Source organism: Candidatus Izimaplasma bacterium HR1 (assembly GCA_000755705.1).
GTDB lineage: Bacteria > Bacillota_I > Bacilli_A > Izemoplasmatales > Izemoplasmataceae > Xianfuyuplasma.
Genome location: CP009415.1, coordinates 335,163 through 361,331 on the forward strand (window position 1 = coordinate 335,163; position 26,169 = coordinate 361,331).

Sequence of the window (26,169 nt, forward strand, 5' to 3'; positions counted from 1 at the left end):
TTCCTACTTCTTTTCATATCTATTATACTTTTCTCCCTTGTAAGTCCAACTTACAATCCTGTCAACATTAACATTCTCAGTTGCTCTAAAGATACTTTTATCAATATCTGGTGATGTTTTCCGTAGATTCTCAATAAGTTGCTTTACTTCCCATCTTTTTGAGGACGTACGACAAACTGTAATTTCACAACCACAATCCATTGTATCAACATCATTTGCTTTCATAATTTCTATAATGTGCCTTTCCTTTATTAAATACATCGGTCTTATTAGTTCTAGTCCTTCAAAATTATCACTTGCAAATTTAGGCAACATAGTTTGTACACTACCGGCATATAACATGTTAAGCATAGTTGTTTCAATGACATCGTCGAAGTGATGTCCAAGAGCTAATTTATTACATCCTCTTTCTTTTGCCATGTTATAAAGGAATCCTCTTCTCATACGAGCACACATATAACAAGGATAATCACTTGATATTTTCTCTACGACTTTAAAAATATTTGATTTATCAATATTTAATGGCACACCTAATCTTTCAGCATTCTGAAAATGTAGTTTTAAGTTCTCGTCATTATATCCTGGATCCATAGATATAAATTCAATTTCAAAATTTTGTTGTGGATGTTTTTTAAGTTCTTGAAATAGTTTAGCCATTAATAGACTATCTTTCCCACCACTCATAGCAATTGCTATCTTATCGCCTTCTTGAACTAAATCATATTTTTGAATAGTTTTAATAAACTTACTCCATATATCTCTGCGGTAAGTTTTAATTATATCTCTTTCAAATTTCTTTATTGCTTCTTTCATAAATCTATCACAACCTTCATCAGCATTGATAGTATACTATATTTGGAAAGTAATTAAAAATAATTTTTTGTAATTTTCTTGTATGTTAATAATTCCCATAGTATAATATACCAGTAAGTGAAACAAAAATATTTGGAGGTGAGATTATGTCATTTGTCTGGACATCAAAAAAACCTAAAGATGGAATTGCAACATTATACGAATCTAATATTACTTTAAATAAGGCAGCAAGTTCTCACTTTGAAAGTGCGTATAACGTACTATTAGGGTTAGATCTTGATTCCAAAATGGTTGCGGTTAAACCAATTAGTAAAGAAGAATTTGATATTGGAGCAATACCTCAGGAGAAAAGACATAAAATAACTGTAAAAGCTAGCTATGCTAGAGTAAGTAACAAGAAGTTTATTAAAGAAGTCGCTAGTCTTATTGACATCGACTTATCAAACAACAATTCGTTTAAATTTAAAACGAAATGGAGTTCTGAAGAATCACTCTTAATTATTGATTTAAATAAACCGGAGGTGTAAATTATGGGAGAAATTATGATTATTATTTGGTTCGTTGTCATTATCGTAGCAGCATTAATCGAAATGAACACGATGGACCTAACAAGTATTTGGTTTAGCGTTGGGGCACTAGTTGCTTTTGTATTATCCTTAACAAGAGTTAGTACAACAGTGCAAGTAATTGCTTTCTTGGTAGTTTCTGTAATTTTAGTTGTTGCAGTGCGTCCGGTTGCAAAGAATTACTTTAAGACAAACTCAATAAGCACAAACTCAGATCGCTTACTAGGAAAAGTAGCAACTTGTACTAAACCTATAGGTATCGGAGAACGTGGAGAAGTAAAAATTGATGGTAAATATTGGCTTGCTGTAACTTCAGGTGATGAAGACATCGAGATAGATGAAAAAGTTGAAGTCTTGGCTATTGAAGGCGTAAAGCTTATAGTAGATAAGATTCGATGAGAGTAGGTTCTTTACGTAGGATAGGTGCATATTTACTAGACTTAATTCCTATCATTGCAATTTTAATGTTACTATTTCAATTTTTAGTAGGGGATATACTTAAACCCGACAATTATGATAATTTGCTTGTTGAATATAATCAAATAACAGCAGATTATAATGAATTAGCTGCAGGTTATAACACACAGTTTGATGCAGGAGAGTTAACAGAAGAAGAGTACGATGTTCTATATGACGGCCTCGTAACAGGCCATACAACTGATACAGAGGAACATGCAGCCGCTATCATGCAATACTATCAAATGATCTTAGGATACTATATTATTTCAGTAACACTACTTTATTATGTGTATAGTGGAATTATGAAAGGTCATACGTTAGGTAGAAACATGATGAAAATAGAGTTAACTGGTAAAATAAACTGGTGGACACTATTTATCAGAGAAGTTATCTGGAAAACAGGTTATTACATGTTAACATTGTTTATCGGTGGTATCTTAGTAGATATCGTTATGATTTCATTCTCTTCGAAGAAAAAAGCACCAAGAGATTATGTCTCAAAAATTGACACTAAATTTCAAGGTGTAGATTATCCATTTTAATAGAAAAATTTAAGGAGGAAACATTATGCCAGGTTTTGGTTGGATTTTATTAGGTGCATTAGTATTATTTGCACTAATATTGCTTTCACAAGCAGTCATTGTAGTACAACAAGCAAACAGATACGTTATTGAAAGATTAGGTAAGTATAGTAAATCTTTAAACGCAGGGATTCAATTTGTAGTTCCATTCGTAGATCGTATTGCTAAAAGAGTTTCATTAAAAGAACAGGTAGTTGATTTTGCACCACAGCCAGTTATCACAAAGGATAACGTTACAATGCAAATTGATACTGTAGTATTCTATATGGTTACTGATGCCAAATTATTTACTTATGGTGTTAATAATCCACTTAGAGCAATCGAAAATTTAACAGCTACTACATTACGTAATATCATCGGGGATTTAGAATTAGATGAATCATTAACTTCTCGTGATCAAATCAATGCTAAAATGAGAATTATCTTAGATGAAGCAACAGATCCATGGGGAATAAAAATTATCCGTGTAGAAGTTAAAAACATCATACCACCAAAAGACATCCGTGAAGCAATGGAAAAACAAATGCGTGCTGAACGTGAACGTCGTCAGTCTATCTTATTAGCTGAAGGTGAGAAAAAGTCTTCAATCCTTACTGCCGAGGGTGATAAACAAGCTAAAATTTTACGTGCAGAAGCAGAAAAAGAAGTACGAATTCGTGAAGCAGAAGGTAAGGCAAAAGCAATTCTTGAAGTACAATCAGCAACAGCTGAAGGTATTAAACTAATCAACAATGCTCAAGCAAGTGAAGCATTCTTAAGATTAGAAGCATACAAAGCAATGATTGAAGTAGCTAATGGACAATCAACTAAATTGATTATTCCATCAGATATGCAGGGTCTAGTTGGTTTAGCCGGTACTTTAGCTGAAACAATCAAAAAATAAAAAGTTCATAAATAAAAAAGCATCCATTCTAAATGGATGCTTTTTGTTTACTAAAATTCGCAGTTTCTAGGTGTTCTTGGGAATGGAATTACATCTCTAATATTTTCAATACCTGTTAAGTACATTAACATTCTGTCAAATCCTAATCCAAATCCAGCATGCTTACACCCTCCATATTTTCTAAGATCTAAATACCACCAGAGGTCTTCTTTAGGTACATTCATCTCTTCCATACGTTTTTCGAGAAATTCTAAACGTTCTTCTCTTTGGCTACCACCAATTAGTTCACCACTACCTGGTACAAGTAAATCCATAGCTGCAACTGTTTCATTATCATCATTTAATCTCATATAAAAAGCTTTAATATCTTTAGGCCAATCAATTATAAAAACTGGTCCATCAAAATGTTTAACTAAATATTTCTCATGTTCTGTAGCTAAATCTTCACCAAATGAAGGCTTATTTTCAAATTTTTCATTCGCATCAAGCAACGTTTGAACGGCTTCTTTATGGGTTATTCTTATAAAACTACTAGTTACAACTTTATTTAACTTGTCAATGAGTCCTTTTTGAACAAACTTATTAAAAAATTGCATTTCTTCAGGTGCTTTTTCCATAATATATTTAATTACATACTTAAGCATTTCTTCAGCTAAATCCATATCGTCACCAAGATCAGCAAATGCGATTTCGGGTTCAATCATCCAAAATTCACTAGCATGAGTTGTTGTATTTGAGTTTTCTGCTCTAAATGTTGGTCCAAATGTATAGACATCTCTGAATGCCATTGCAAAGACTTCAGCTTCTAACTGTCCTGAAACTGTTAAGTTTGTTTTCTTTTGGAAGAAATCTTGTTTAAAATCAATTTCGCCTTTATCAGTTCTAGGTAATTTATCTAAATCAAGAGTTGTTATTTTAAAAGTTTCTCCTGCTCCTTCCGCATCACTTGCTGTAATAAGGGGGGCTGCAACGTGTACAAAATCTCTTTCTTGGAAGAAAGTATGAATCGCATGGTTTAAAATACTTCTCACTCTAAAGACAGCACTAAACAAGTTAGTTCTAGGTCTTAAATGAGCGTTTTCTCTTAAAAACTCTTTTGTATGTCTTTTAGGTTGAATAGGGTAATCTTCTTGAGAATCTCCTATTAGTTCAATCTCTCGTGCTTTTATCTCGAAAGGTTGTTTCCTTTCAGGTGTGTTTATTAAAACACCTTTGATTCTAACACTTACACCAACACGATATTTTTGAACTTCTTTAAAATTTTCTAGAAACTCATTTTCATATACTACTTGGATAGTTTCAAAAAATGTCCCATCATTTAGATTAAGGAAACCGAACTCTTTTTGAGCACGATTATTTCTAACCCACCCAAACAATGTAATCTCTTTTTGTTCCAATTTTTCATGTACTTTGTAAAGCTGTCTTACTGAATATTTCATATTATCACTCCTTTATAATAAAAAAACGCCCTTAAACAAATGTTTAAGGGCGAATAATATCCGCGGTACCACCTTAGTTCTAGAAATATCTAGCACTTTTTCCTTTAACGCAGGAATACGGATGGTTCTACTTAATTCTTCCATCACTCATGGTGTTATTCAAACTTAACTTATAATCTAGCTTTCACCATCCTAGACTCGCTTGTTACAGTCCCAAGTTTTACTTTTCCAATCAACGTTTATACAAATATAATAACATCTCAATATCTTTTGTCAATAAAAGATATTACTTGTCTTCAATTTGATCATTCTCAATGTTAACTTGAGATATAGCTTGGAATCTCTTACCAATTTTAGAGCTAGTAGTGTGAATTTCTTTAACACTCTTGTTAACTGTGTCTATATTTCTTGACAGTTTGTCCCAACGTTCTTGATATCTATTAAACTCATCACCAAGTTTCACAAGTTCTTCTTGAATAACTTTGGCATATTTATCTCTTTCTACGTTCCTCAATAATACTTGCACTGTAGTTAAAAGACTCATCAATGTTGTTGGAGATGCTATCCATACTCTTTTTCTTTGTGCATAATCAACTATTTCCTGATGATATGCATTTATCTCTGCAAATATAGCTTCTGCAGGAACGAACAAAACAGCTTGATCACTTGTTTCAGCAGGAATTATATACTTAGTAGCAATAGCGTCAATATGTTTCTTCATATCTTGTTTAAATGCTCTTCCAGCTAATTCTCTATCTCTATCAGATAATTCCCTATCTACCATTTTTTGATAGTTTTCTAGTGGGAATTTTGAATCTACTGCAAGATTCCCCATTTCTTCAGGTAAATAAAGTAATGCGTCAACTATTTTACCATTTGATAATGTAACTTGAGTTCCAAAGATTTTTTGATTATTCTCCCCGAAAATACTTGATAGTATATGATTCAATTGGACTTCACCAAATGTACCTCTAGCTTTTTTATCAGTAAGTAAATGCTGTAATGAAACCACATCGCTAGATAATTTTTCAATATTTTTTTGAGCTTCATCAATTTTCGATAATCTTTGAACTATGTTAGTAAAAGTCTCGTTTGTTTTTTTAAATCCATCATTTAACCTGTCTTCAACCTTTTTATTAATTCGGTCCATTTGTTCTTCAATTCTTTTATTCATTAAGTCAAAATTTCCAACAATGTTTTTAGTTAATCCTTCTTTGAATTCACCTAAGTCTTTGATATTATCTTTTGAAGATTCATTAATAGATTTATTTATAGAAATATTCATTTCTGATAACTCTTTAACTAAAGTATTAAGCGATTTACCTGTTTCATTTTTAAGATTATCTATAATGTCATCATGATTATTGTTTCCTTGTTTTTGTGTTAATCTCATAATTTCAATTACTAAAACTAATCCGACTAATATTGTAATAATTATTTCCCCTGTGCTCATAAAATCACCTCATTGAAATTATACCATTTTTGGATAAAAAAAAGTAGATGAAATCATCTACTTATTTATCTTCTGATACGAAAGCCTCATATTCAAACAAACTACTTAATGGTTTATCTTTAATTATGTTTAATACACCTCGACCAATCAATTGTCCTGCACTTAATTGAATTATTTTATCTGATTTCTTATGATCAGGTAACATAATTGTATTCATACATACAACTTCTTTTAAAGGCGACTCGTTAATACGATCAACTGCTGGTGGACTAAGCAAAGGATGTGTACATGCTGCATAAACTTCTTTTGCTCCTCTAGCTACTAAAGCTCTAGCTGCTGCAGTAATTGTCCCTGCTGTATCAATCATGTCATCAATTAATATGGCTACTTTACCCTCAACATCTCCAACTATTCCCATTACTTCTGCAACATTTGGTTTTGGTCTTCTTTTATCTATAATCGCTATAGGACAATGCATTACATCTCCCATTTTTCTTGCTCTTACTGCTCCACCGTGATCAGGAGCAACTATAACTATATCATCTTTAAATTTTTTCTTTGAGAAATAATCAACAATTAAAGGCATAGCGCGGAAATTATCAATCGGAATATCAAAGAATCCTTGAATTTGTCCTGCATGTAAATCCATAGATAATACTCGCGTTGCACCAGCAACTGTTATTAGGTTAGCAACTAATTTTGCAGATATTGGTTGTCTTGACTTAGACTTACGATCTTGTCTAGAATAACCATAATACGGCATAATCACATTTATATTCTTAGCAGATGCTCTTCTCATTGCATCAATTGTTATCAATAATTCCATAATATTTTCATTTACAGGTTCATGAGTTGGTTGTACTAAGAAAACATGATGTCCTCGTACTGTTTCAGGTAGATTAACTCCAATCTCACCATCTGCAAAACGGTTTAATTCAATTTTACTTAGTGGAATACCAGTAAATTCAGAAATTTCCTCAGCAATTTGAGGATTTGCACTTAGACTAAATAACTTAATATTGTGACCTAATATTCTTGCCATTAAAAGACCTCCAAAATAACTATTTTTACTCGTCTATACATTAACACTTTCTCAATAAAAATGCAAAATAAAATGCAACTTTTTAAGCAAAGTTACATTTGTTTAAAAACGTCTATTCCTCAGGCAGTTGGTTATAGGCTTCAATCACAGCATTCTCGATTTCATTTCGAGTTTCTTGATTAATAGGATGAGCAACATCCTTAAACTCTCCATTAGGCATTTTACGGCTTGGCATTGCTACAAATAAACCAGCTTTCCCATCGATAATGCGTAGCTCATGAACCACAAAACATTCGTCTATTGTAATCGCGGCAATTGCTTTCAATCTGTTTTGGCCGTTGAATTTCTTTACTCTTACGTCTGTTATGTTCATAAATACCACCTCGCATCTAAAGTATTTTGTTCGCTTCCTGAGATAATTATACCACACACAGAAAACGGTTTCAAACTAATTTTTTGCACTAAATGGCCGTTTATCGTATTTTGGTCAATTTTTTGAAATATAAATCATTAAATACTTCTAATATTCTCTTCAGTTTCTTCTTATCTTTACTTATAGCGAAAATTGTAGCTCCACTACCACTCATTAATACTCCATTCACACCTAGATTCCTAATTTGGTTCTTTATTTCTGAAATTTTTGGTTCTATTTCGAATGCATATCTCTCTAACGAATTGAATAACTCGTTCTCTATCAAATTATAGTTTCCATTGTAAATCCCAGATGTCATATTGGATATCTTTTTAGATAACAATTCTTCTTTCTTTACTAAGTTGAATACGTCTGCAGTTTGAATTCTTACATTTGGATTAATGATTAAAACAGGTAATCTAAGCTTTTTATCGAGAAATACTATTTCTTCTCCTTTTCCTCTAGCTACACATAGCTTGTTATAAATACAGAAAGGAATATCTGAACCATAATTCTTCCCAATCATGGATAAATCATCGAGTGATAATCCTATTTTCCACAATTTGTTTAATCCTCTTAGTGCTGCGGCAGCATCTGCACTACCTCCAGCAAGTCCTGCAGCAATTGGTATATTCTTCGTTATATTAATTTCTACTCCATAATCAATGTCAAAGTCGCTTTGTAGTCCTTTTGCAATCTTATAAACAAGATTGTCTCTAACTTCTTTAGTAATTTGCACATTTGATTTGATAATGATATCTTTTGTCTTCAATAATTTAAATGTAAGTACATCAAAAAGATCAATTGCTGCCATAACCATTTCTAAATCATGGAATCCATCAATTCTTTTTGCAGTTACATTTAAGAACAAATTAATTTTCGCATAAGCTTTCTCTTTAATCATAATAATCACCTACATAATTTTAACATATATATATAAAATAGAGAAATCTATAAGATATCTCTATTAAATTCATTTGATAGTGTTATAAAATCATTTACAGTTAATTCTTCTGCACGAACACTTTGGCTAAACCCAAGGTCTACCAATGTGTTTGAAAGTTTATCTTTAGTAATAGAGAAGCCACTAGATAAGTTGTTTACTAATGTTTTTCTTCTTTGCGTAAAAGAAGTCCTAACTAATTTATAGAATACTTCTAAATCATTTGGAAAAGGTTCTATCTTCTCTTTCACCTTCATATGTATTACTGCACTATCAACATTAGGTGCAGGTACAAAGACAGTTTTAGGTACTTTAAGGGCTATTTTTGATTCTGTTTTAAATTGGATTACCACACTTAATGAATTGTAGTCTTTCGTGCTTGGAACAGAAGTGAACCTTCTAGCTACTTCTAATTGCATCATAATAACTAATTCTTTTACTTGAGTAGATTCTTCTAGAACCTTCATAATAATTGGTGTCGTTATATAATATGGTAAATTTGCCACTAATACTATATTACTATATGTGCTATTTAAATTGGTAATGTCCTCGTCTATGTTTCTCTTTAAAATATCATCATTTATTAGGATTAATCTATCATCTTTAAGATTGTCTAGTAAAATTGGCACTAAATCCTTGTCAATTTCATAAGCTAAGACATTTTTTGCTTTTTCAAGTAGTAGTTCAGTCATACTTCCTAACCCAGGACCAATTTCAACTACCAAAGTTTCTTTATCTATTGATGCAATATCAGTTATTCTTCTTAATATATTTTGATCCGTAAGAAAATTCTGGCCAAACTTCTTCTTAATATGAAAATCATGTTTCTTTAATGTGTTTTTTGTGGTCCCAATTGTTCCTATTTTCGCCATAATTCACCTCTTAATATTATTGATTATATCCTCTTTTATAAAACCAAACATGTTTAATTTTCGTAAAATACTCTTCCCGTTACTAAGTCCTATTCCAAGATTATTTGTTAAAATTTCCCTGTTTTGTCTTGCATTATTACACCCTATCAATTTCAGTTCACATAAGTCTTGAAAAGTTATTTGGTTGATTGTCTGTTCTTTGGTTTCTAGGACATTTTTTAACGCATCAAATATATCCACTTTTGAAGCATGTTCAATCCCTACTTTTGTCTTATTTTTATTGATGCACTTTTCCTTTGGTAGAAAGGCATGTTTAGTTTCACCAACAAAGTCATTTATTTGCTTTCTTATTCTTTCACCTTGATAATCTGGATCCAAGAATAAAATAAGACCTCTTTTTTTGTTTAACATTTTTAACTCGTTGAGAGTATCATCACTAATCTCACTACCGTTAGTAATGATAACATCTATCTCATCATATATTGCTTTTAATTTAGCAAGGTCATGGTAACCTTCAACTACCACAACCTCTTTTATTATTTCCAATTTTTTAACCTTTTTTCTTCTAAATAACCATCAAATTCAATTAATCTTGTTGGTATTTCTATGAATTGAGGACATTTTGGTAAGCATTCCCCGCATTCAATGCAAAAACTTGCTAAAGAGCTTTGTTTGTTCATATCCTCAACTACCCATTTTATATAATTATCATTTTCGTACATTGAATGATTATTGTAAGCACGGAAATTCTTAGGGATATCCACTCCATGAGGACAAGGCATACAATAATTACACGATGTACATTCTACTTTTGATAAATCATGAATGTCATTTCTAACTTCTTTAATAATCTTATATTCTTCTTCATTAAACGGTATAAAGTTATTGAATGTCTTTAAATTGTCTTCAACTTGTTCTAAAGTGCTCATTCCACTTAAAACTACTTTAACATTTGGTAAACTAGCTACCCACCTAAAAGCCCAAGATGCTATAGAAGCTTCTTTATTGTAACTTTTAAGCTTACTTTCTATTTTCTCATTGAACTTAGCTAAACTACCACCTTTAACAGGTTCCATTATAATTACGGGAATCCCTTTTTTGGTAAGAATTTCGTAACCTTCCATCCCTTGTTGATGTTCAATATCCATATAATTTAGTTGAATTTGCACAAAGTCCCAATCATATAAATCAGCCCACAATTTAAATGCGTCTAAATCATCATGAAAACTAAATCCTATATTTCTTATCTTACCTTCGTTTTTGTATTTTTCTAATGTTGCGAATAAATCAAGATTTTTCACTTCTTCTATTCTATCCTTATTAACCGCATGAATTAAGTAGAAATCAAAATATTCTACTCCACATTTCTCTAATTGCTCATGAAAAATACGATCAACATCTTCTTTTGTCTTGCAATCCCATATTGGTAATTTGTCGGCTAGAAAAAATGAATTTCTATCTAATTCTTGAATAACTTCTTTAACAAACAGTTCACTTTTACCTCCATGATATGGATAAGCAGTATCAATATAATTAACGCCATTTTCTACAGCTTTATATATCATTTCTTTTGATACTTTTGTATCAATCTCTCCATCTTTTGTTGGAAATCTCATACATCCAAATCCAAGTAGTGATACTTGTTCTCTTTTCCCATTTACTTTGATTTCTCTTTTTTCCATAATCACTGCTCCTTAAAGTACTTGTCTTTAATTTTTGGGTTAATAATTATATTAAGTGCCTGTTTCTGCACTTGAATTACTAGATTACCACTATCTGCTTCTTCCCCATCCATATTCCACTTATGGGGGTGATTAGTGTATATTTTTAAGTTGGAAGTCCGAAATTTTCTTACTCCAGGTAAAATTTTTGGACTTAGTAAAAATGAAATGAAGTATATGATATTATTTAATAGTGGAATATACTTATAAACTACTACATCTACTTTACCATCATCTAATATGGGTTTATTTACGATATTGAACCCAGCTACTTTTTTAGAGTTTACAACAAGTATCAGTGAATAATATCCTCTTAAAAAGCCATTATCATGTTCTATCTTTGTTTTAATCATTGGAATAGTAAAGAATTCTTTTATCCCTGTAATCAAATAGGCTAAGTAACCAAGATACTTTTTTGTTTTTGAATCTGTTACATAGGATATATCAACATATGTTCCTATTGCTGTTACATAAATAAAAGATCCTTTATTACTGTTTGTATAATCCATTTTGACAACTTCACCATTTAGGATTATATCTACTGCAGAAACAACATCTTTAGGTATTTTCAAAGTACTAGCTAAATCACAAGCTGTTCCTGATGGAATATAGCCGATAACTGGAGAAAATTCACTTTTTGAAATTCCATTCAAACATTCGTGAAATGTTCCGTCTCCTCCAGAAATAACCAATAAATCAACCATTTCCTTACAAGCATTTTTTGCTAATGTTATAGCATGCTTTGGTCTAAAGGTTGCTTCAACAGTTACTTTGTATCCTTCACTTTCAATTCTTTTTACGACATAATCCAAATGATTTTCAAAATCCTTCTTACCACTTGTTGGATTATATATTATTTTACATGTCTTCATAGCATCAGTCCTCATTAATATATTATAACATACGAAAAAGCAAAAAGAAAAAGCCTTTATAGGCTTTTAATTTAATAATGATTGTGCTGCTGTGATGATAGAAGTATTGTAAGCATCTTCGCTATCGCAACCACGAGACAAGTCGTTTACGGGGCTATTTAGTCCTGCTAAGATGGGACCCATAGCTTCGAAACCACCAAGTCTTTGTGCTATTTTGTATCCAATATTTCCACTATTTAGATCAGGGAATATAAATGTATTTGCATGTCCTGCAACTTTGCTTCCTGGATATTTCTTAATTCCAACACTAGGGACAAAGGCTGCGTCAAATTGCATTTCTCCATCAATAGCATAACCAGAATTAGCCTCTTGAGCTAATTTAGTTGCCTTTAATACTTTTTCTGCTTCTTCTGTTTTAGCACTACCATTAGTACTAAATGATAATAATGCAACTTTAGGTACTATTCCAAACATTTCAGCTGCTTTCGCTGATTCAATAGCAAATTGTGCTAAATCTTCTGCCTCTGGATTTGGATTAATAGCACAATCACCAAATATATATTTCTCGTTGTCTCTAACCATTAAGAAATAACCAAATGTTCTTCTTATACCTGGTTTTGTTTTAATAATTTGTAAAGCAGGTCGTACCGTATCACCTGTCGAGTGACAAGCCCCACTTACTAATCCATCTGCTTTATTCAGGTATACAAGCATAGTACCAAAATAATTTTCATCCAACAGCATTGTTCTTGCTTGTTCCTCAGTGGCTTTTCCTTTTCTTCTTAACACAAATGCTTCAACCATTTTATCAAACTCTTCGTATTCTTTAGGATCAATGATAGTGCACTTTGAAGTGTCAAATTTTTCTGGAATTCCTTTGTCTGTCTTAATTAAAATAGGATTTACTAATCCTTCTTTTGCAAGTCTTACTGCAGCTTCAACTATTCTTTCGTCATTTGATTCAGGAAACACTATTTTTAGCCCTTTTCCTTTAATTTTCTCTTTTAATTCGTTAATGATATTTGCCATGATATCACTCCTTACCGATAATATTGTACCTCTTTTTTTTAAAAACTCAAATCTTTTCATGTTGTTTTGATTAAAAAACTATATATGTTATAATCTTTTTAGGTGATTTTATGAAGAAATTAGACACAATATTATTTGATTTAGATGGAACATTAATTAATACAAATGACGTTATAATTAGAAGCTTTAGATCAACTTTTGATCGTCACTTTCCTGATGTTTCAATTACTGATGAGGACATTCACACATTTATTGGTCCTACCTTAGAGCAAACATTTGGGAATTACACTAAAGATCCTTTTGAAATCCAAGATATGATAAATTCTTATCGAGAATTTTATGTTATATACGAAGTTGGAAACTTTGAAATCTATCCTGATGTAGTCGAAGTAGTGAAAGACCTAAAAGTTAAAGGTTATAACCTAGGAATCCTTACATCAAAGTTTAAAGAAGCTGCTTGGCCTAGTTACACACATTACGGTTTAGAAAAAATCTTTGATTCTTTCACTTCATTAGATGAAGTTGAGTTTCCTAAACCACACAGAAATAGCGTAGACGTAGCTTTAAGTAACTTTGACAACCCTAAAGGTGCCATTATGATAGGAGACAACCAAGGGGATATTTTAGCTGGTAAAAACGCTGGTATATATAGTGCAGGTGTTGCCTGGAGTTTTAAAGGAGCACTTCATTTAATGGAAGTAGAACCTGACTTCATGTTAAGAGATATGAAAGACATTTATCGAGTTTTAAGAATTATTGAGGGAGATGAATAGAATGGATTGCATTTTTTGTAATATAAGAGCTGGTAAAATCCCAAGCTATAAGGTTTATGAAGATGACAATGTTCTGGCGTTTCTTGATATTACTCAAGGTACAAAAGGTCATACTCTAATTATTCCTAAGAAACACGTTAAGAATGTTTATGAGTTAGACGAACAAACTGCTATGAACATATTTAAAGTTGTTCCTAGGCTTGCTAAGGCAATAAATAAAGCATTTAGTCCTATAGGTTTAAATATTATTAGCAATAATGATCAACCATTACAAAGTGTATTTCATTTTCACATTCATTTAATACCAAGATATGAAGATGATGGTATGGAATTGTCAACTATTAATAATTATGGTAAATTCAATAGTGAATATTTTAATAATTTAGTTAATTCTATAAAGAAAGAGCTTGAACATAGCGCCATATAAACTTAAAAGAGGAATTTCAAAATTCTTCTTTTTTTATTACTGAAACCACTTCCCTATTTACTTCAAAGATTAAAAGGTTTATCCTACAATTAATTAACACTATACTAACTTAGGAGAATTACTATGAATGTAAAATGGTGGAAAACTGCAGTTGTTTATCAAATATATCCTAGAAGTTTTATGGATTCAGACAATGATGGTGTAGGGGATATCAGGGGGATCTTAGAAAAGTTGCCTTATTTATCAAATTTAGGGATTAATGTAATTTGGTTAAGTCCTGTTTACAAAAGCCCTATGAAAGATAATGGTTATGATATTTCTGATTATCAGGATATAGATCCTATTTTTGGTAACTTAAAAGACTTAGAAGAACTAATTAAACTTGGGAAAACATATAAAATCAAGATTCTTATGGATCTTGTTGTTAATCATACAAGTGACAAACATAAATGGTTTCAAGAAAGTAGGAAGACAAAAAATAATCCTTATAGAGATTATTATATATGGCGTGATGAACCAAGTGATATGGGGAGTACTTTTGGTGGAAGTGCTTGGACTTTTGATGAAGCAACAAAGCAGTATTATTTCCACAATTTTGCAAAAGAGCAACCGGATTTAAACTGGGAAAACCCTAAAGTACGTGAAGAAATTCACTCTATGATAAATTGGTGGTTAGATAAAGGTATTGGTGGTTTTAGATTAGATGTAATAGATTTAATTGGAAAAGAAATTGATAAGAACATTGTTAGTAACGGTCCTAATCTTCATCCTTTTATTCAGGATATGAATCGTGAAACATTTGGAAATTATAATGTTATGACAGTTGGAGAAACATGGGGTGCAACTCCAGAAATTGGAGAACTCTATAGTGATCCCAAAAGAAAAGAACTTAGTATGATTTTTCAATTTGAACATATGACATTAGATTGGGATTGGCTAGGTAAGTGGATTCCCAAAGAGCTCAATCTAAAGCAACTTAAAGAAGTTCTTTCTAAATGGCAAACAGGAGTTAAAAAAGGGTGGAATTCATTATTCTGGAATAATCATGACTTACCTAGAATAGTTTCAAGATGGGGTAACGATAAAGAATATAGAGTTGAGAGCGCTAAAATGTTAGCTATGACACTACATATAATGAAAGGAACTCCTTATATTTTTCAAGGTGAAGAGATAGGAATGACAAACGTGAAATTTGATTCTCTTGAAGATTATAATGATGTTGAAATACATGGTAGTTATAAAGATTTTGTTGTTAATCAAAAACTAATAACACATGATCAATTCATGAATGGAGTCTACGCAATGGGACGTGACAATGCACGTACACCTATGCAGTGGAACAACCAGGAAAACGCTGGATTTAGCGATGAAACTCCTTGGTTAAAAGTTAACCCAAACTATAAAAATATAAATGTTATTGCTGCTTTAAAAGATACTAATTCAATATTCTATACTTATAAAGATCTTATTGAAATGAGAAGAAAAAGTGATTATTCAGAATTGATATCTAGTGGTGATTTTGAACTTCTATTCAAAGATAGTAATGAAATATTTGCCTATAGACGATTTAATGACTTTCAAGAAATAGTTGTCATATCTAATTTTACTGATAAAGAATTAGACTTTGAGTATGATTATAAAGGTTACGATATAGTTATGGAAAACTATCAAGCTTCATCTTTAAAAAAATTACTACCTTATGAATCTTTAATACTATATAAAGAAAAAAAGCTATAAGACTTAACTTATAGCTTTTTTTTTATCTTTTACTCGAATAACTCTGTAAACGTTTTAACCATAACACCTGTACCACCATTTTTATTCGAAGCAGTACCTGCAACATCTAAGTGAATCCACTTAGTGTCTTTATCGATGAAATTCTCAATGAATGCTGCTGCTTGAGAAGCACCAGCCATTCTTCCACCTTTATTTTTCATGTCTGCAACTTTGCTTTTAAGCTCGTCGTGATATCCTTTAGTTATAGGCATCTCCCATACTTTTTCACCTGTTTTGTGAGCAGCTTTATTAAATTCCTTAAAGAATTTATCATCATTAGTAAATGCACCTGTAAACTCTTTACCTAAAGCCATTACCATTGCTCCAGTTAAAGTGGCAATATCAATTATTTTTTTAGCACCTTGTTTTTGAGCGAACCATACTGCATCTGCCAAAGTAAGTCGTCCCTCTGCATCAGTTGAAATAACTTCGATTGTTTTTCCACTTGCTGAAGTTAAAATGTCATCAGGTACAATTGCATCGTCACCAATACGATTATCCGTTGCAGCAACAATACTCATTACATTAGCTTTTAATTTTAGTTTGGCGATTGCTCCAATTGCACTAATTACTGCAGCAGCGCCAGCCATATCAACTTTCATCCCAGGCATAGACACTGGGGTTTTTAAAGAATAACCTCCTGTATCGTACATAACACCTTTACCAACTAAAGCAGTAGGCTTCTTCCATTCTTCTTTTCCCTTATATTTAATAAGAATAAGTTTTGGTTCATCTTTTGATCCCTTATTTACACCAAGAAATGATCCCATATTCATATCTTCACAAGCTTTTTTATCAAAAATTTCAACAGTTACGTTTTCAATTTCCTCAAGTTTATTAGCATACTCAGCTAAATCGCTTGCATTGAGTTTGTTATAAGGAGTATTTACTAAATCTCTACAGTTGTTAATAGATTGTCCTAATACATAACCTTTAATTACACTATCTTTAATCTTAGTTTCACCATAATAATAAAAGTTTTTATTCTCTTCTTTTTTATCTGACTTGAATTTATTGAATGCATAATTATTAGTTAATATTTTTTCCGATAAATCCTTAACAATTTCTTTATAATCTTCACATTCAAATGTATCAATTAATACACAAATATCATTCTTTAGTTTTGAAATTTCTTTATATATATTCTTTCTCTTACATGGTTTTTTTAACTTGTCATAATTCACTATGTGAACTCTTTTCGCAGTTAATTTACCAAGTGTATGAATAGTGGTAAATGGCTCTTTTAGGCCTTTTTGCAAATAACCTCCTAATGCCTTATCCAATTGTTTTACTAACTCATTTTCTAAATTATTAACTATTACTATATCATTCTTTTCTTCTAACAACTTAAATTCTTTTTGCTCATGAATGTCAATCATTTTACCCTCCTATTTAATTACTTCAGTTCTCATATATGGAACTAAAACTTCTGGTATTTTAATTGTACCATCTTTTTGTTGATAGTTTTCTAATATTGCTACTACAGTTCTTCCAACTGCTAATCCACTTCCATTTAATGTGTGGACAAATTCAGATTTTGCTTTTGGATCTCGTTTAAACTTAATATTAGCTCTTCTAGCTTGGTAATCCTCGGCGTTAGAAATACTACCAATCTCTCTATATGTGTTATAAGAAGGTAACCAAACCTCTATATCATAAGTTTTTCTCATGCTGAAACCTAAATCTCCAGTACATAAAGTTACTACTCGATATGGTAAGTTTAGAAGTTTTAATACTTTTTCACTGTTCTTTAACATTTCTTCTAATTCTTTTGCTGAATTCTCAGGTTTTGTGAATTTAATTAATTCAACTTTATTAAACTGATGTTGGCGAATAATTCCTCTAGTGTCACGTCCAGCACTTCCTGCTTCTTGACGAAAAGCAGTTGTGAAAGCTGTATACTTAATTGGTAATTCCTCTGCTTTTAGAGTTTCATTTCTATGCATATTAATAGTTGGTACTTCAGCTGTTGGATTTAAATATAAATCTCTTTCATCCAAAATCTTGAAAGCATCATCTTTAAATTTTGGGAATTGTCCAGTTGCAAGCATTGATTCACCATTAACAATATATGGTGGAATAATTTCTGTATATCCATGCTCGTGAGCGTGTAAATCTGACATAAAATTTATTAGTATTCTTTCTAGTCTTGCTCCTAGTCCTTTATAAACAGTGAAGCGTGGACCAGTAATTTTACTAGCTCTATCAAAATCTAAGATGTCAAGGTTTGTAGCCAAATCCCAGTGAGGTTGAGGTTCAAAATCAAACTTTCTTATCTCTCCATATCTCTTGATTTCCAAATTGTCTTCTTCATCTTTTCCAACTGGTATTTCCTCATTTGGAATGTTTGGAGTAATCAATAAACCTTCATGAATTTCTTCTTCATTTCTTTTTAGTTCTTGTTCCAAATCACCAATATTTTTTCCAGTATTAGTTATACTTTCAAATAATTCCTTAGTATCTTTTTTCTCTCTTTTATAGTTACCTATCAATTTACTTAATTCATTTCTTTTTGCTTTTACTTGTTCTACTTCAAGTATTATTTCTCTTCTCCTACTATCTTTTTTTACCAGGTCGTGCAAATAGGAAAAATCTCCTCCACGACGATTTAGTAGTTCAATATAAAATTCCGTGTTTTCTCTTATTTTTTTAATGTCTAACATATTATTCCTCCTTTTGTATAAAAAAACGCCCTTGTCAATCAACAAGGGCGAAATAATTTCCGCGGTACCACCTAAATTTATAACTTATGTCTCTAACGGAACAACCCGGAGATAATTAGTCTCACTTCAAGGTAGATTTCATATACAGTCATTATTAGTTCACACCAACCACTAACTCTCTTAAATGTTTCGTATATTACTTAGCCTCTTCTTCGCTTTGTTGATTTGATAATACCATTATAAAATATATTTGTCAATCAGTTGTAAATTTGACAAGTATATATCATATTCATTTCTCTTCAATATACTCCCCACTATTGATTATATATGCTTGGGAAAACGCTTTATATAGCCTTTTATATTTTTATCATATTATAATAAAAAAGAGGCATATTTTGCCTCTTCCAAATATTATTACTCTTTATTATCTATTAAATTTTCCGCAGCTATTTCCGTGTTTTCTACAACAGTTTCAACATTATTCTCAGTATTTTCTGGTTGTATTTCTTCATCAAACTCATCTTCTGTTTTTGGGACAATTGCGATGGTAGCTACTTTATGTCCTTCGTTTAATTTTATCAATCTTACACCTTGTGTTGCACGTTTTGAAGTTGCTATTTGTTCAATTGGTAATCTAATGATCATACCTTTAGTAGTTGTAATAATTAAATCTTCATCTCCAACTACACTTCTTAGTTTAGTTAATTGTCCGTTTTTCTCGGTAATATTTAGAGTTTTAACTCCTTTACCTCCACGGTTTTGTTGACGATACTCATCAACTTGAGTTCTTTTCCCATAACCATTTTCAGTTACTACTAAAATTTGTGTTCTTTCTTCAGTAACAATTGTGAAACCTACTACTTCGTCTGCATCTCCAAGCAAAATACCTCTTACTCCACTAGCAACTCGACCCATAGCTCGGGCTGTTGATTCGTGGAATCGAATAGCTTTACCGTTTGAAGCACCGATAATTACATCACGGTCTCCATCAGTTAATCTAACCGCAAGTAATTCGTCTTCTTCACGTAGATTAATAGCTTTTATACCTGTAGTTCTAATATTTTTAAAATCTGTTACAGGAGTACGTTTTACTACTCCTCGTTTAGTTACAAAGAATAAGAAATCTTCTGAATCAAAATCGCTAATCTTAGCAACTGCTGCTAAATCTTCACCATCATCCAAATTAAGTAGATTCACAATTGGTAAACCTTTAGATGTTCTACCATAATTAGGGACTTTGTACCCTTTCATTTTGTAAACTCGACCTTTAGTAGTGAAAAACAGGATAAAATCATGAGTTGATGTGTTGATTAAGTGTTCAACAACATCGTCTTCATTGGTTTTAATACCTTTCATTCCTTTACCCCCACGGTTTTGTGTTTTATAAACTTCTGTGTTCATACGTTTACAATATCCGCTTGAAGTAATTGTTATGATTACATCTTCAACTGGAATTAAATCTTCATCTTCAATGTCTAGATCTAATGATAAACTGATATCACTTCTTCTTTCATCTCCAAATTTTTCTTTAATTTCAAGTAATTGTTCTCTAATCATTTCGTATTTTTTATCTTCATTAGCTAAAATGAACTCTAAATCACTAATTAATAGTGTTAATTCTTCTAATTCTTTTTCTAGTCTTTCTCTTTCAAGACCTGAAAGACGACGTAATCTCATTTCAAGAATTGCTTTAGTTTGTTCACTTGATAAATCAAATTTAGACATTAATTGTGCTTCAGCATCATCATATGAATTTCTAATTGTAGCTATAACTTCATCAATGTGATCTAAAGCAACAATTAATCCTTCTAAGATGTGAGCTCTATTTTTCGCTTTGTTTAGCTCAAATTGGGTTTTTCTGGTTAATACTTTTATTTGATGTTCTACATAATATTTTAATGTGTCAATAATTGGTAAAACTTTAGGTTCATTATTAACAAGAGCAAGCATGTTAATTCCAAATGAAGTTTGAAGGGGTGTAAATTTGTACAAGTTATTTAGAGTAACTTCTGCATTTATGTCTTTTCTTAGTTCTATTACTACTCTAATTCCTTTACGATTTGATTCATCTCGTAAATCTGTTATTCCTTCAATTCTTTTCTCTTTTGCTAACTCTGCTATTTTTTCAATCAGTCTTGATTTATTAACTTGATATGGTATTTCAGTGATAATAATTGATTTTTTTCCGTTTTTGTGTTCAATTATCTCAGCTTTAGCTCTTATCTTAATAGAGCCGTTTCCAGTCTCATAAGCGCGACGTAAATTAGTCATTCCCATGATTGTTCCACCAGTTGGAAAATCTGGTCCTTTAATATACATCATGATTTCATCAACAGTAATTTCTGGATTGTCAATATATGCCAATATACCATCAATTACTTCATTTAAGTTATGTGGTGGTATGTTGGTTGCCATACCTACAGCTATTCCTGTAGCACCATTAACTAATAAGTTAGGAAACTTAGCTGGTAATACACTTGGTTCTCTTTCAGAACCATCATAATTATCAACAAAATCAATTGTATCTTTTTTAATATCAGCTAACATTTCTGTTGTTATTTTCATCATTTTTGATTCGGTATAACGCATTGCTGCTGCGCCATCTCCATCAATAGAACCAAAGTTACCATGTCCATTAACTAATGGATAACGATAACTAAATGTTTGTGCCATACGAACCATTGCATCATAGATTGATGAGTCACCATGAGGATGGTATTTCCCCATTACGTCCCCAACAATACGAGCCGATTTCTTATATGATTTGTCAGGATATACACCAAGTTCATCCATTCCGTACAATATTCTTCTATGTACAGGTTTTAAACCGTCTCTAACATCTGGTAAAGCACGAGAAACGATAACGCTCATTGCATAACTTAAAAATGATGCTTTCATCTCTGTGGAGATGTTTATTTCTTTTATATTGTCATATTTAACATTTTCTTCCATGTTGTTCATCTCCTATACATCCAGGTTTTGTACGTATATTGCATTTTTCTGGATAAATTCACGTCTTGGTGCAACTTCTTCACTCATTAACATACTAAATACTTCATTAGCTTCAATTGCATCTTCTAATGTTACTTGAAGCAATGTTCTTGTACTTGGATCCATTGTTGTTTCCCATAATTGTACTGGATTCATTTCTCCAAGTCCTTTATAGCGTTGAATTGTGACTCTAGGTCCAAATTCTTTTAATAAAGGTTCTAATTCCTCTTCTATATAAGCATATTCAACTTTTTTACCTTGTTGTACTTTGTATAAAGGTGGTTGTGCAATATAAACATATCCTTTTTCAATCAAAGGTTTTAAATGTCTAAATATGAATGTTAGTAATAAAGTCCTAATATGCGCACCATCAACGTCCGCATCGGTCATAATTACTATCTTATGATATCTTGCATCATCAATATTAAATTCGTCACCAATACCTGTACCAAAAGCTTGAATCATTGATAATATCTCTTTATTACCTAAAACTTTGTCTAAACGTGATTTCTCAACATTTATTACTTTTCCACGTAATGGTAAGATAGCTTGGAATTCTGATTCTCGTCCTTGTTTAGCAGAACCACCAGCACTATCTCCCTCGACTATATATATTTCAGATTTTTTTGGGTTTTTACTTCTGCAATCAGCTAATTTAGAGGCAAAACCTAAACCATCAAGAGGACTTTTTCTTCTTGTTGCTTCTCTAGCTTTTTTAGCTGCTAAGCGTGCTCTTGAAGCCATTAATGCTTTCTCAATTATAATTCTTGAATCATTTGGGTTTTCCATTAAGAATCGATCTAATCCGTCACTTAAGACGCTAGCTACGATTTTTCTTACTTCTGTTGAACCTAATTTTGATTTTGTTTGTCCCTCAAATTGAGGATCGGGATGTTTAACACTAATAATACATGTTAATCCCTCTCTTGTGTCATCTCCAACTAAAGCCTCATCTTTTTTAAAGATGTTATTTGCTTTACCATAATTATTTAAAACACGTGTTAAAGTCATTCTAAATCCTTCTTCATGTGTTCCACCTTCAACATTATTAATGTTATTTGTAAAGCTAAAGATGTTTGGACGATAAGCAGTATTGTATTGCATAGCTATTTCTATAACAATACTATCAATTTCACCTTCACAGAAGATTACTTTATCATGTAAAACATCTGTAGAACGGTTTAAATACTGAACATATTCAATTATTCCACCTTCATAGTGGTATTCGTTCATAATTGGTTCAATTGTTCTTAAATCGTTAATTTGGATGCGTACACCTCGATTTAGAAACGCCATTTGTTGAACACGATTTCTTAAGATCTCATATTCATACTCTGTTGTTTCTTTAAAAATTAATGGATCTGCTTTAAATGTTGTAATAGTCCCTGATTTTGTTGATGGACCATGATCAATTAACTTCGTTTTAGTAAATCCATATTCGTATCTTTGTGTGTATTTTCTACCATCTTTGTGAATTTCAACTTCCATCCATTCACTTAAGGCGTTTACAACACTAGCTCCAACACCGTGTAACCCACCAGAAACTTTATAACTAGAATTATCAAATTTTCCTCCAGCATGTAATGTTGTTAAAATTGTCTCAACAGCTGGAAGTCCCGTTTTAGGGTGAATATCTACTGGTATCCCTCTTCCATCATCGACAACACAAACAATGTTTCCTTCAAGAATATCAACCTTAATATGAGTTGCTACTCCTGCTAAAGCTTCATCAATTGAATTATCTAAAATTTCCCATACTAAATGATGAAGACCTCTAGGTCCGGTAGACCCTATGTACATTCCTGGTCTTTTCTTAACTGCTTCTAGTCCTTCTAATATTTGTATATTACTAGAATCATAAGTGTTGTTATCCATTGTTGTCACTCTCCTTTATAGTTCCATTTTCAATTTGAAAAATGTCATAATCTACTATTTTTTCTAAATCTATCTCATTTAAATCTGTTGTTGTTATAAATGTTTGAATGTCCTTACTAACATATTCTAATAAGTTATTTTGTCTTGTTTTATCTAATTCACTAAGTACATCGTCTAGTAATAAGACAGGATATTCTTTTTTATAGTTGTAAATAAAGTCAATAAGTGCCAATTTAATAGCTAATACAGCTGTTCTTTGTTCACCTTGAGAACCAAAAGATTTTACAGGGAAGCTATTAATGTAAAATTCCAATTCGTCTCTATGAATCCCTTGATTAGTAGTTCCTGTAATAATATCGTACTGATACTTAGCAATATATTCTTCTTTTATATTTTTAACAATTGAAGGAATATACTCAATTGTTAAAATATCTTTTGTTGAAGCTAACTTTTTATAGTGATTTTGAGCTAAACTTTCAATTTCCTTAACAAATTCGCTTCTTTTGCTTGCTAAATACTCTTGATAACCTACTAATTGATCCGTTATCACATCAAGTAACATTAAATCTTTTGTTTGTTTCTTCTGCATAGATTTTAATAAATCATTTCTTTGTTTAAGTACTTTGCGATAATTTTGCAGACTATATAAATATTCTTTTGATATTTGCCCAATCTCTAAATTAAGAAATTTTCGCCTAGTTTTAGGATTTCCCTTAATTAACTCTAGATCTTCTGGTGCAAATATTACAACATTTAGAATTCCTAAATACTCACTTAGTTTATCTAACTCTATTTGGTTATATTTTGCTTTTTTACCAAGTTTTGATACTACTATGTCTAATTCTATATCTTTGTTGTTTAAATTGATTAGGGAATTGATTTTAGCGTACTCAGCGCTATTTTTAATGAAACTTACATCTTTATAAACTCTATGTGATTTTGTAAATGCTAAAACATAGATAGCTTCAAGGATACTTGTTTTTCCTTGAGCATTGTTACCAATGAAGATGTTAGAATGCTTATTAAATTCTAATTTTTGAGACTCGTAGTTGCGAAAGTTCGCTATATTAAGGGTTTTTAAATACATTAACTTATAATACGGTAGACACCGATACCTTTAATTAAAACCTTATCTCCAGGATAAAGCTTCTTTCCTCGTCTTGAATCTAATAAATCATTTACATAAATTTTGTGTTCTTGAAGAATAGCTTTAACCATTCCACCAGAAGAAGTTATGTTTGCGAATTTAATAAACTTACCTAAAGTGATGTATTCACTTTCTATCTTAATTTTTTCCATAAAAAAATCACTATCTTTCATATATATTATTATGTATATAAATATTATATAATAAATAGTGTATATAAACAAGTTTTATTGTGGAAAACAAGCTCATAAAAAAAAGGCCTTGTTAGGCCTTTTATTCTGTTCTTACAGGTAATATTAATTGAAGCATGTTTTCATCATATTCACCTTTGATTATAAATGGTCTTATTTCACCGGTAAAATTGATTGCTACTTCGCTAGAATTAAATATTTTCAATGCGTCTAGTATGTATTTTGAACTAAACGCTATTTTAAACGGTTGTCCTACTATTTCATCAACAGGATATACTTCTTCTAATACTTTACCAATTTCAGGGCTGTTAGAAGTAATTTCAATAATATTGTCTCTCCTTAAAGCTAATTTAACTATCGCGTTATTACCATCTCTTGAAGATAATAAACTTGCTCTTTCAATAGCGGTAGATAAATTTTCTTTATTAAATCTTATTACTGTTGGAAATTCTGTCGGAATTAATTTTGATGTTTCCGGATAATTTCCCTCTAATAAACGTGATTGGAACAATAAGTTATTATATTTAAATAATATTTTAGAATGATCAAAATGAAGCTCAACTGTATCGTTATTATTCTCTAGTACTTTAATTAACTCTTCTAAACTTTTACCAGGAATAATAATATTTAATGGCTCATAAGATTCTTCTAATTCTATTTCTTTTTGGCTTAATCTATAACTATCAGTAGCTATTGCTCTTAATTTTTTTCCTTCAATTTTAAAATTTACACCAGTTAATATAGGTCTGTTTTCAATTGATGAAGTTGCAAAAGCAGTTTGTCTAATAATAGTTTTTAATACTCGAACATTTATTTTAATAGATTTAACTTTTTCACTAAATTGTAATTCTGGATAATCTTCTAAATCCATCATATTCAAAGTAATGTCTGATCTATCTGCTTCAATTCTAAGCATATTATCAGCTGCCATTGATAAAGAAACCTTTAAACCATCTAATTTTCTGATAATTTCAATAAAGTATTTACCAGGTATTAAAACTGAACCTGTACTTTGAATTGAAAGACTAGGATCTTTAACTGTTAGTTTAATAGCGATATCAGAATTACTTGTTGTAATAATTAAATGATCTTCTAAAACATCCAACTTTATCCCTTGTAAAGCAGGGTTTGGTGTTTTGTTTGATAAAGCTTTTTGAGCTACTATCAAATTGTTTAATAAAGTGTCCTTGTTAATTTGAAAATTCATAAAATCCACCCCTAATTAATTATAATTTATATTA

Annotated in this window: 25 protein-coding genes and 2 other annotated features; of the genes, 7 read left to right on the forward strand and 18 right to left on the reverse strand. The window is 31.1% G+C overall.

Annotation, left to right across the window (positions count from 1 at the left end; translation table 11 throughout):
• Window positions 1–3: 3 nt before the first annotated feature.
• Complete coding sequence (locus tag KQ51_RS01830) at window positions 4–813, reverse strand: tRNA 2-thiocytidine biosynthesis TtcA family protein (RefSeq protein ID WP_052609039.1); 810 nt, start codon at window positions 811–813, stop codon at window positions 4–6.
• A 146-nt stretch (window positions 814–959) separates the two neighbouring features.
• Here KQ51_RS01830 and KQ51_RS01835 point away from each other — a divergent pair, with 146 nt between their 5' ends.
• From KQ51_RS01835 to KQ51_RS01850, 4 genes are read left to right on the forward strand one after another with little or no spacing between them, the layout of a single operon-like run.
• On the forward strand, window positions 960–1,340 hold the full coding sequence (locus tag KQ51_RS01835) for a hypothetical protein (RefSeq protein WP_038468206.1): 381 nt from the start codon (window positions 960–962) through the stop codon (window positions 1,338–1,340).
• Between the two features lie 3 nt (window positions 1,341–1,343).
• Window positions 1,344–1,778 carry an NfeD family protein gene (locus KQ51_RS01840; protein ID WP_052609041.1) on the forward strand — a complete coding sequence of 145 codons (435 nt, stop codon included), beginning with the start codon at window positions 1,344–1,346 and terminating at the stop codon, window positions 1,776–1,778.
• The gene (locus KQ51_RS01845) at window positions 1,775–2,380 is read left to right on the forward strand and encodes an RDD family protein (RefSeq protein WP_038468209.1); all 606 of its coding nucleotides are present in this window, start codon (window positions 1,775–1,777) and stop codon (window positions 2,378–2,380) included. The genes KQ51_RS01840 and KQ51_RS01845 overlap by 4 nt, the downstream gene beginning before the upstream one ends.
• Before the next feature lie 25 nt (window positions 2,381–2,405).
• Window positions 2,406–3,302, forward strand: a complete 897-nt coding sequence (locus tag KQ51_RS01850; protein WP_038468212.1) for an SPFH domain-containing protein — start codon at window positions 2,406–2,408, stop codon at window positions 3,300–3,302.
• Window positions 3,303–3,352: 50 nt separating this feature from the next.
• Here KQ51_RS01850 and asnS read toward each other — a convergent pair whose 3' ends face one another.
• The 10 genes from asnS to pta form a co-directional block, all read right to left on the reverse strand.
• Complete coding sequence (gene asnS / locus KQ51_RS01855; RefSeq protein ID WP_038468214.1) at window positions 3,353–4,741, reverse strand: asparagine--tRNA ligase; 1,389 nt, start codon at window positions 4,739–4,741, stop codon at window positions 3,353–3,355.
• Window positions 4,742–4,783: 42 nt separating this feature from the next.
• Window positions 4,784–4,986 (reverse strand) — a binding site (T-box leader).
• A 41-nt stretch (window positions 4,987–5,027) separates the two neighbouring features.
• Window positions 5,028–6,194 (reverse strand): DNA recombination protein RmuC, encoded by a 1,167-nt coding sequence (locus KQ51_RS01860; RefSeq protein WP_038468217.1) that lies wholly within the window; start codon window positions 6,192–6,194, stop codon window positions 5,028–5,030.
• Between the two features lie 61 nt (window positions 6,195–6,255).
• The gene (locus KQ51_RS01865; RefSeq protein WP_038468221.1) at window positions 6,256–7,236 is read right to left on the reverse strand and encodes a ribose-phosphate diphosphokinase; all 981 of its coding nucleotides are present in this window, start codon (window positions 7,234–7,236) and stop codon (window positions 6,256–6,258) included.
• A gap of 112 nt (window positions 7,237–7,348) precedes the next feature.
• Window positions 7,349–7,609: a septation regulator SpoVG gene (spoVG, locus tag KQ51_RS01870; protein ID WP_038468224.1), complete on the reverse strand. Its 261-nt coding sequence runs from the start codon at window positions 7,607–7,609 to the stop codon at window positions 7,349–7,351.
• 100 nt (window positions 7,610–7,709) lie between these two features.
• Entirely contained in the window at window positions 7,710–8,552 is an 843-nt protein-coding gene (ispE, locus tag KQ51_RS01875) for a 4-(cytidine 5'-diphospho)-2-C-methyl-D-erythritol kinase (RefSeq protein ID WP_052609043.1), read from the reverse strand.
• Between the two features lie 47 nt (window positions 8,553–8,599).
• Complete coding sequence (gene rsmA, locus KQ51_RS01880; protein ID WP_038468227.1) at window positions 8,600–9,463, reverse strand: 16S rRNA (adenine(1518)-N(6)/adenine(1519)-N(6))-dimethyltransferase RsmA; 864 nt, start codon at window positions 9,461–9,463, stop codon at window positions 8,600–8,602.
• A 3-nt stretch (window positions 9,464–9,466) separates the two neighbouring features.
• A complete protein-coding gene (rnmV, locus tag KQ51_RS01885) occupies window positions 9,467–10,009 on the reverse strand; it encodes a ribonuclease M5 (protein ID WP_081909875.1) in 543 nt (180 codons plus the stop codon).
• A complete protein-coding gene (locus KQ51_RS01890; protein WP_038468229.1) occupies window positions 10,000–11,145 on the reverse strand; it encodes an aldo/keto reductase in 1,146 nt (381 codons plus the stop codon). Before KQ51_RS01890 ends, rnmV begins: the two co-directional genes overlap by 10 nt.
• A 2-nt stretch (window positions 11,146–11,147) precedes the next feature.
• Window positions 11,148–12,056, reverse strand: coding sequence for a diacylglycerol/lipid kinase family protein (locus tag KQ51_RS01895; protein WP_038468232.1), 909 nt, complete (start codon window positions 12,054–12,056; stop codon window positions 11,148–11,150).
• A gap of 66 nt (window positions 12,057–12,122) precedes the next feature.
• On the reverse strand, window positions 12,123–13,085 hold the full coding sequence (gene pta / locus KQ51_RS01900; protein WP_038468235.1) for a phosphate acetyltransferase: 963 nt from the start codon (window positions 13,083–13,085) through the stop codon (window positions 12,123–12,125).
• Window positions 13,086–13,195: 110 nt separating this feature from the next.
• On the opposite strand from pta, the gene KQ51_RS01905 reads away from it, so the two are divergent.
• The 3 genes from KQ51_RS01905 to KQ51_RS01915 all read left to right on the forward strand — a co-directional run bounded on the left by KQ51_RS01905 (window position 13,196) and on the right by KQ51_RS01915 (window position 16,022).
• On the forward strand, window positions 13,196–13,858 hold the full coding sequence (locus KQ51_RS01905) for an HAD-IA family hydrolase (RefSeq protein WP_038468238.1): 663 nt from the start codon (window positions 13,196–13,198) through the stop codon (window positions 13,856–13,858).
• 1 nt (window position 13,859) lies between these two features.
• Window positions 13,860–14,285 (forward strand): HIT family protein, encoded by a 426-nt coding sequence (locus tag KQ51_RS01910; RefSeq protein ID WP_038468240.1) that lies wholly within the window; start codon window positions 13,860–13,862, stop codon window positions 14,283–14,285.
• A gap of 123 nt (window positions 14,286–14,408) precedes the next feature.
• Window positions 14,409–16,022: an alpha-glucosidase gene (locus KQ51_RS01915; RefSeq protein WP_038468243.1), complete on the forward strand. Its 1,614-nt coding sequence runs from the start codon at window positions 14,409–14,411 to the stop codon at window positions 16,020–16,022.
• Between the two features lie 29 nt (window positions 16,023–16,051).
• On the opposite strand, the gene KQ51_RS01920 is transcribed toward KQ51_RS01915, so the two are convergent.
• The 7 genes from KQ51_RS01920 to dnaN all read right to left on the reverse strand — a co-directional run bounded on the left by KQ51_RS01920 (window position 16,052) and on the right by dnaN (window position 26,135).
• A complete protein-coding gene (locus KQ51_RS01920) occupies window positions 16,052–17,440 on the reverse strand; it encodes a leucyl aminopeptidase (RefSeq protein WP_052609045.1) in 1,389 nt (462 codons plus the stop codon).
• Between the two features lie 9 nt (window positions 17,441–17,449).
• Window positions 17,450–18,724 carry a serine--tRNA ligase gene (serS, locus tag KQ51_RS01925; protein WP_038468246.1) on the reverse strand — a complete coding sequence of 425 codons (1,275 nt, stop codon included), beginning with the start codon at window positions 18,722–18,724 and terminating at the stop codon, window positions 17,450–17,452.
• Window positions 18,725–18,764: 40 nt separating this feature from the next.
• Window positions 18,765–18,946 (reverse strand) — a binding site (T-box leader).
• Window positions 18,947–19,138: 192 nt separating this feature from the next.
• Window positions 19,139–21,676 (reverse strand): DNA gyrase subunit A, encoded by a 2,538-nt coding sequence (gyrA, locus tag KQ51_RS01930; protein WP_071162081.1) that lies wholly within the window; start codon window positions 21,674–21,676, stop codon window positions 19,139–19,141.
• A gap of 12 nt (window positions 21,677–21,688) precedes the next feature.
• Window positions 21,689–23,590, reverse strand: a complete 1,902-nt coding sequence (gene gyrB / locus KQ51_RS01935; protein WP_038468249.1) for a DNA topoisomerase (ATP-hydrolyzing) subunit B — start codon at window positions 23,588–23,590, stop codon at window positions 21,689–21,691.
• Window positions 23,583–24,677 carry a DNA replication/repair protein RecF gene (recF, locus tag KQ51_RS01940; RefSeq protein ID WP_038468252.1) on the reverse strand — a complete coding sequence of 365 codons (1,095 nt, stop codon included), beginning with the start codon at window positions 24,675–24,677 and terminating at the stop codon, window positions 23,583–23,585. The genes gyrB and recF overlap by 8 nt, the downstream gene beginning before the upstream one ends.
• Window positions 24,677–24,889, reverse strand: a complete 213-nt coding sequence (locus KQ51_RS01945; protein WP_038468255.1) for an RNA-binding S4 domain-containing protein — start codon at window positions 24,887–24,889, stop codon at window positions 24,677–24,679. Before KQ51_RS01945 ends, recF begins: the two co-directional genes overlap by 1 nt.
• Window positions 24,890–25,010: 121 nt before the next feature.
• A complete protein-coding gene (dnaN, locus tag KQ51_RS01950) occupies window positions 25,011–26,135 on the reverse strand; it encodes a DNA polymerase III subunit beta (RefSeq protein ID WP_038468257.1) in 1,125 nt (374 codons plus the stop codon).
• Window positions 26,136–26,169: the final 34 nt, after the last annotated feature.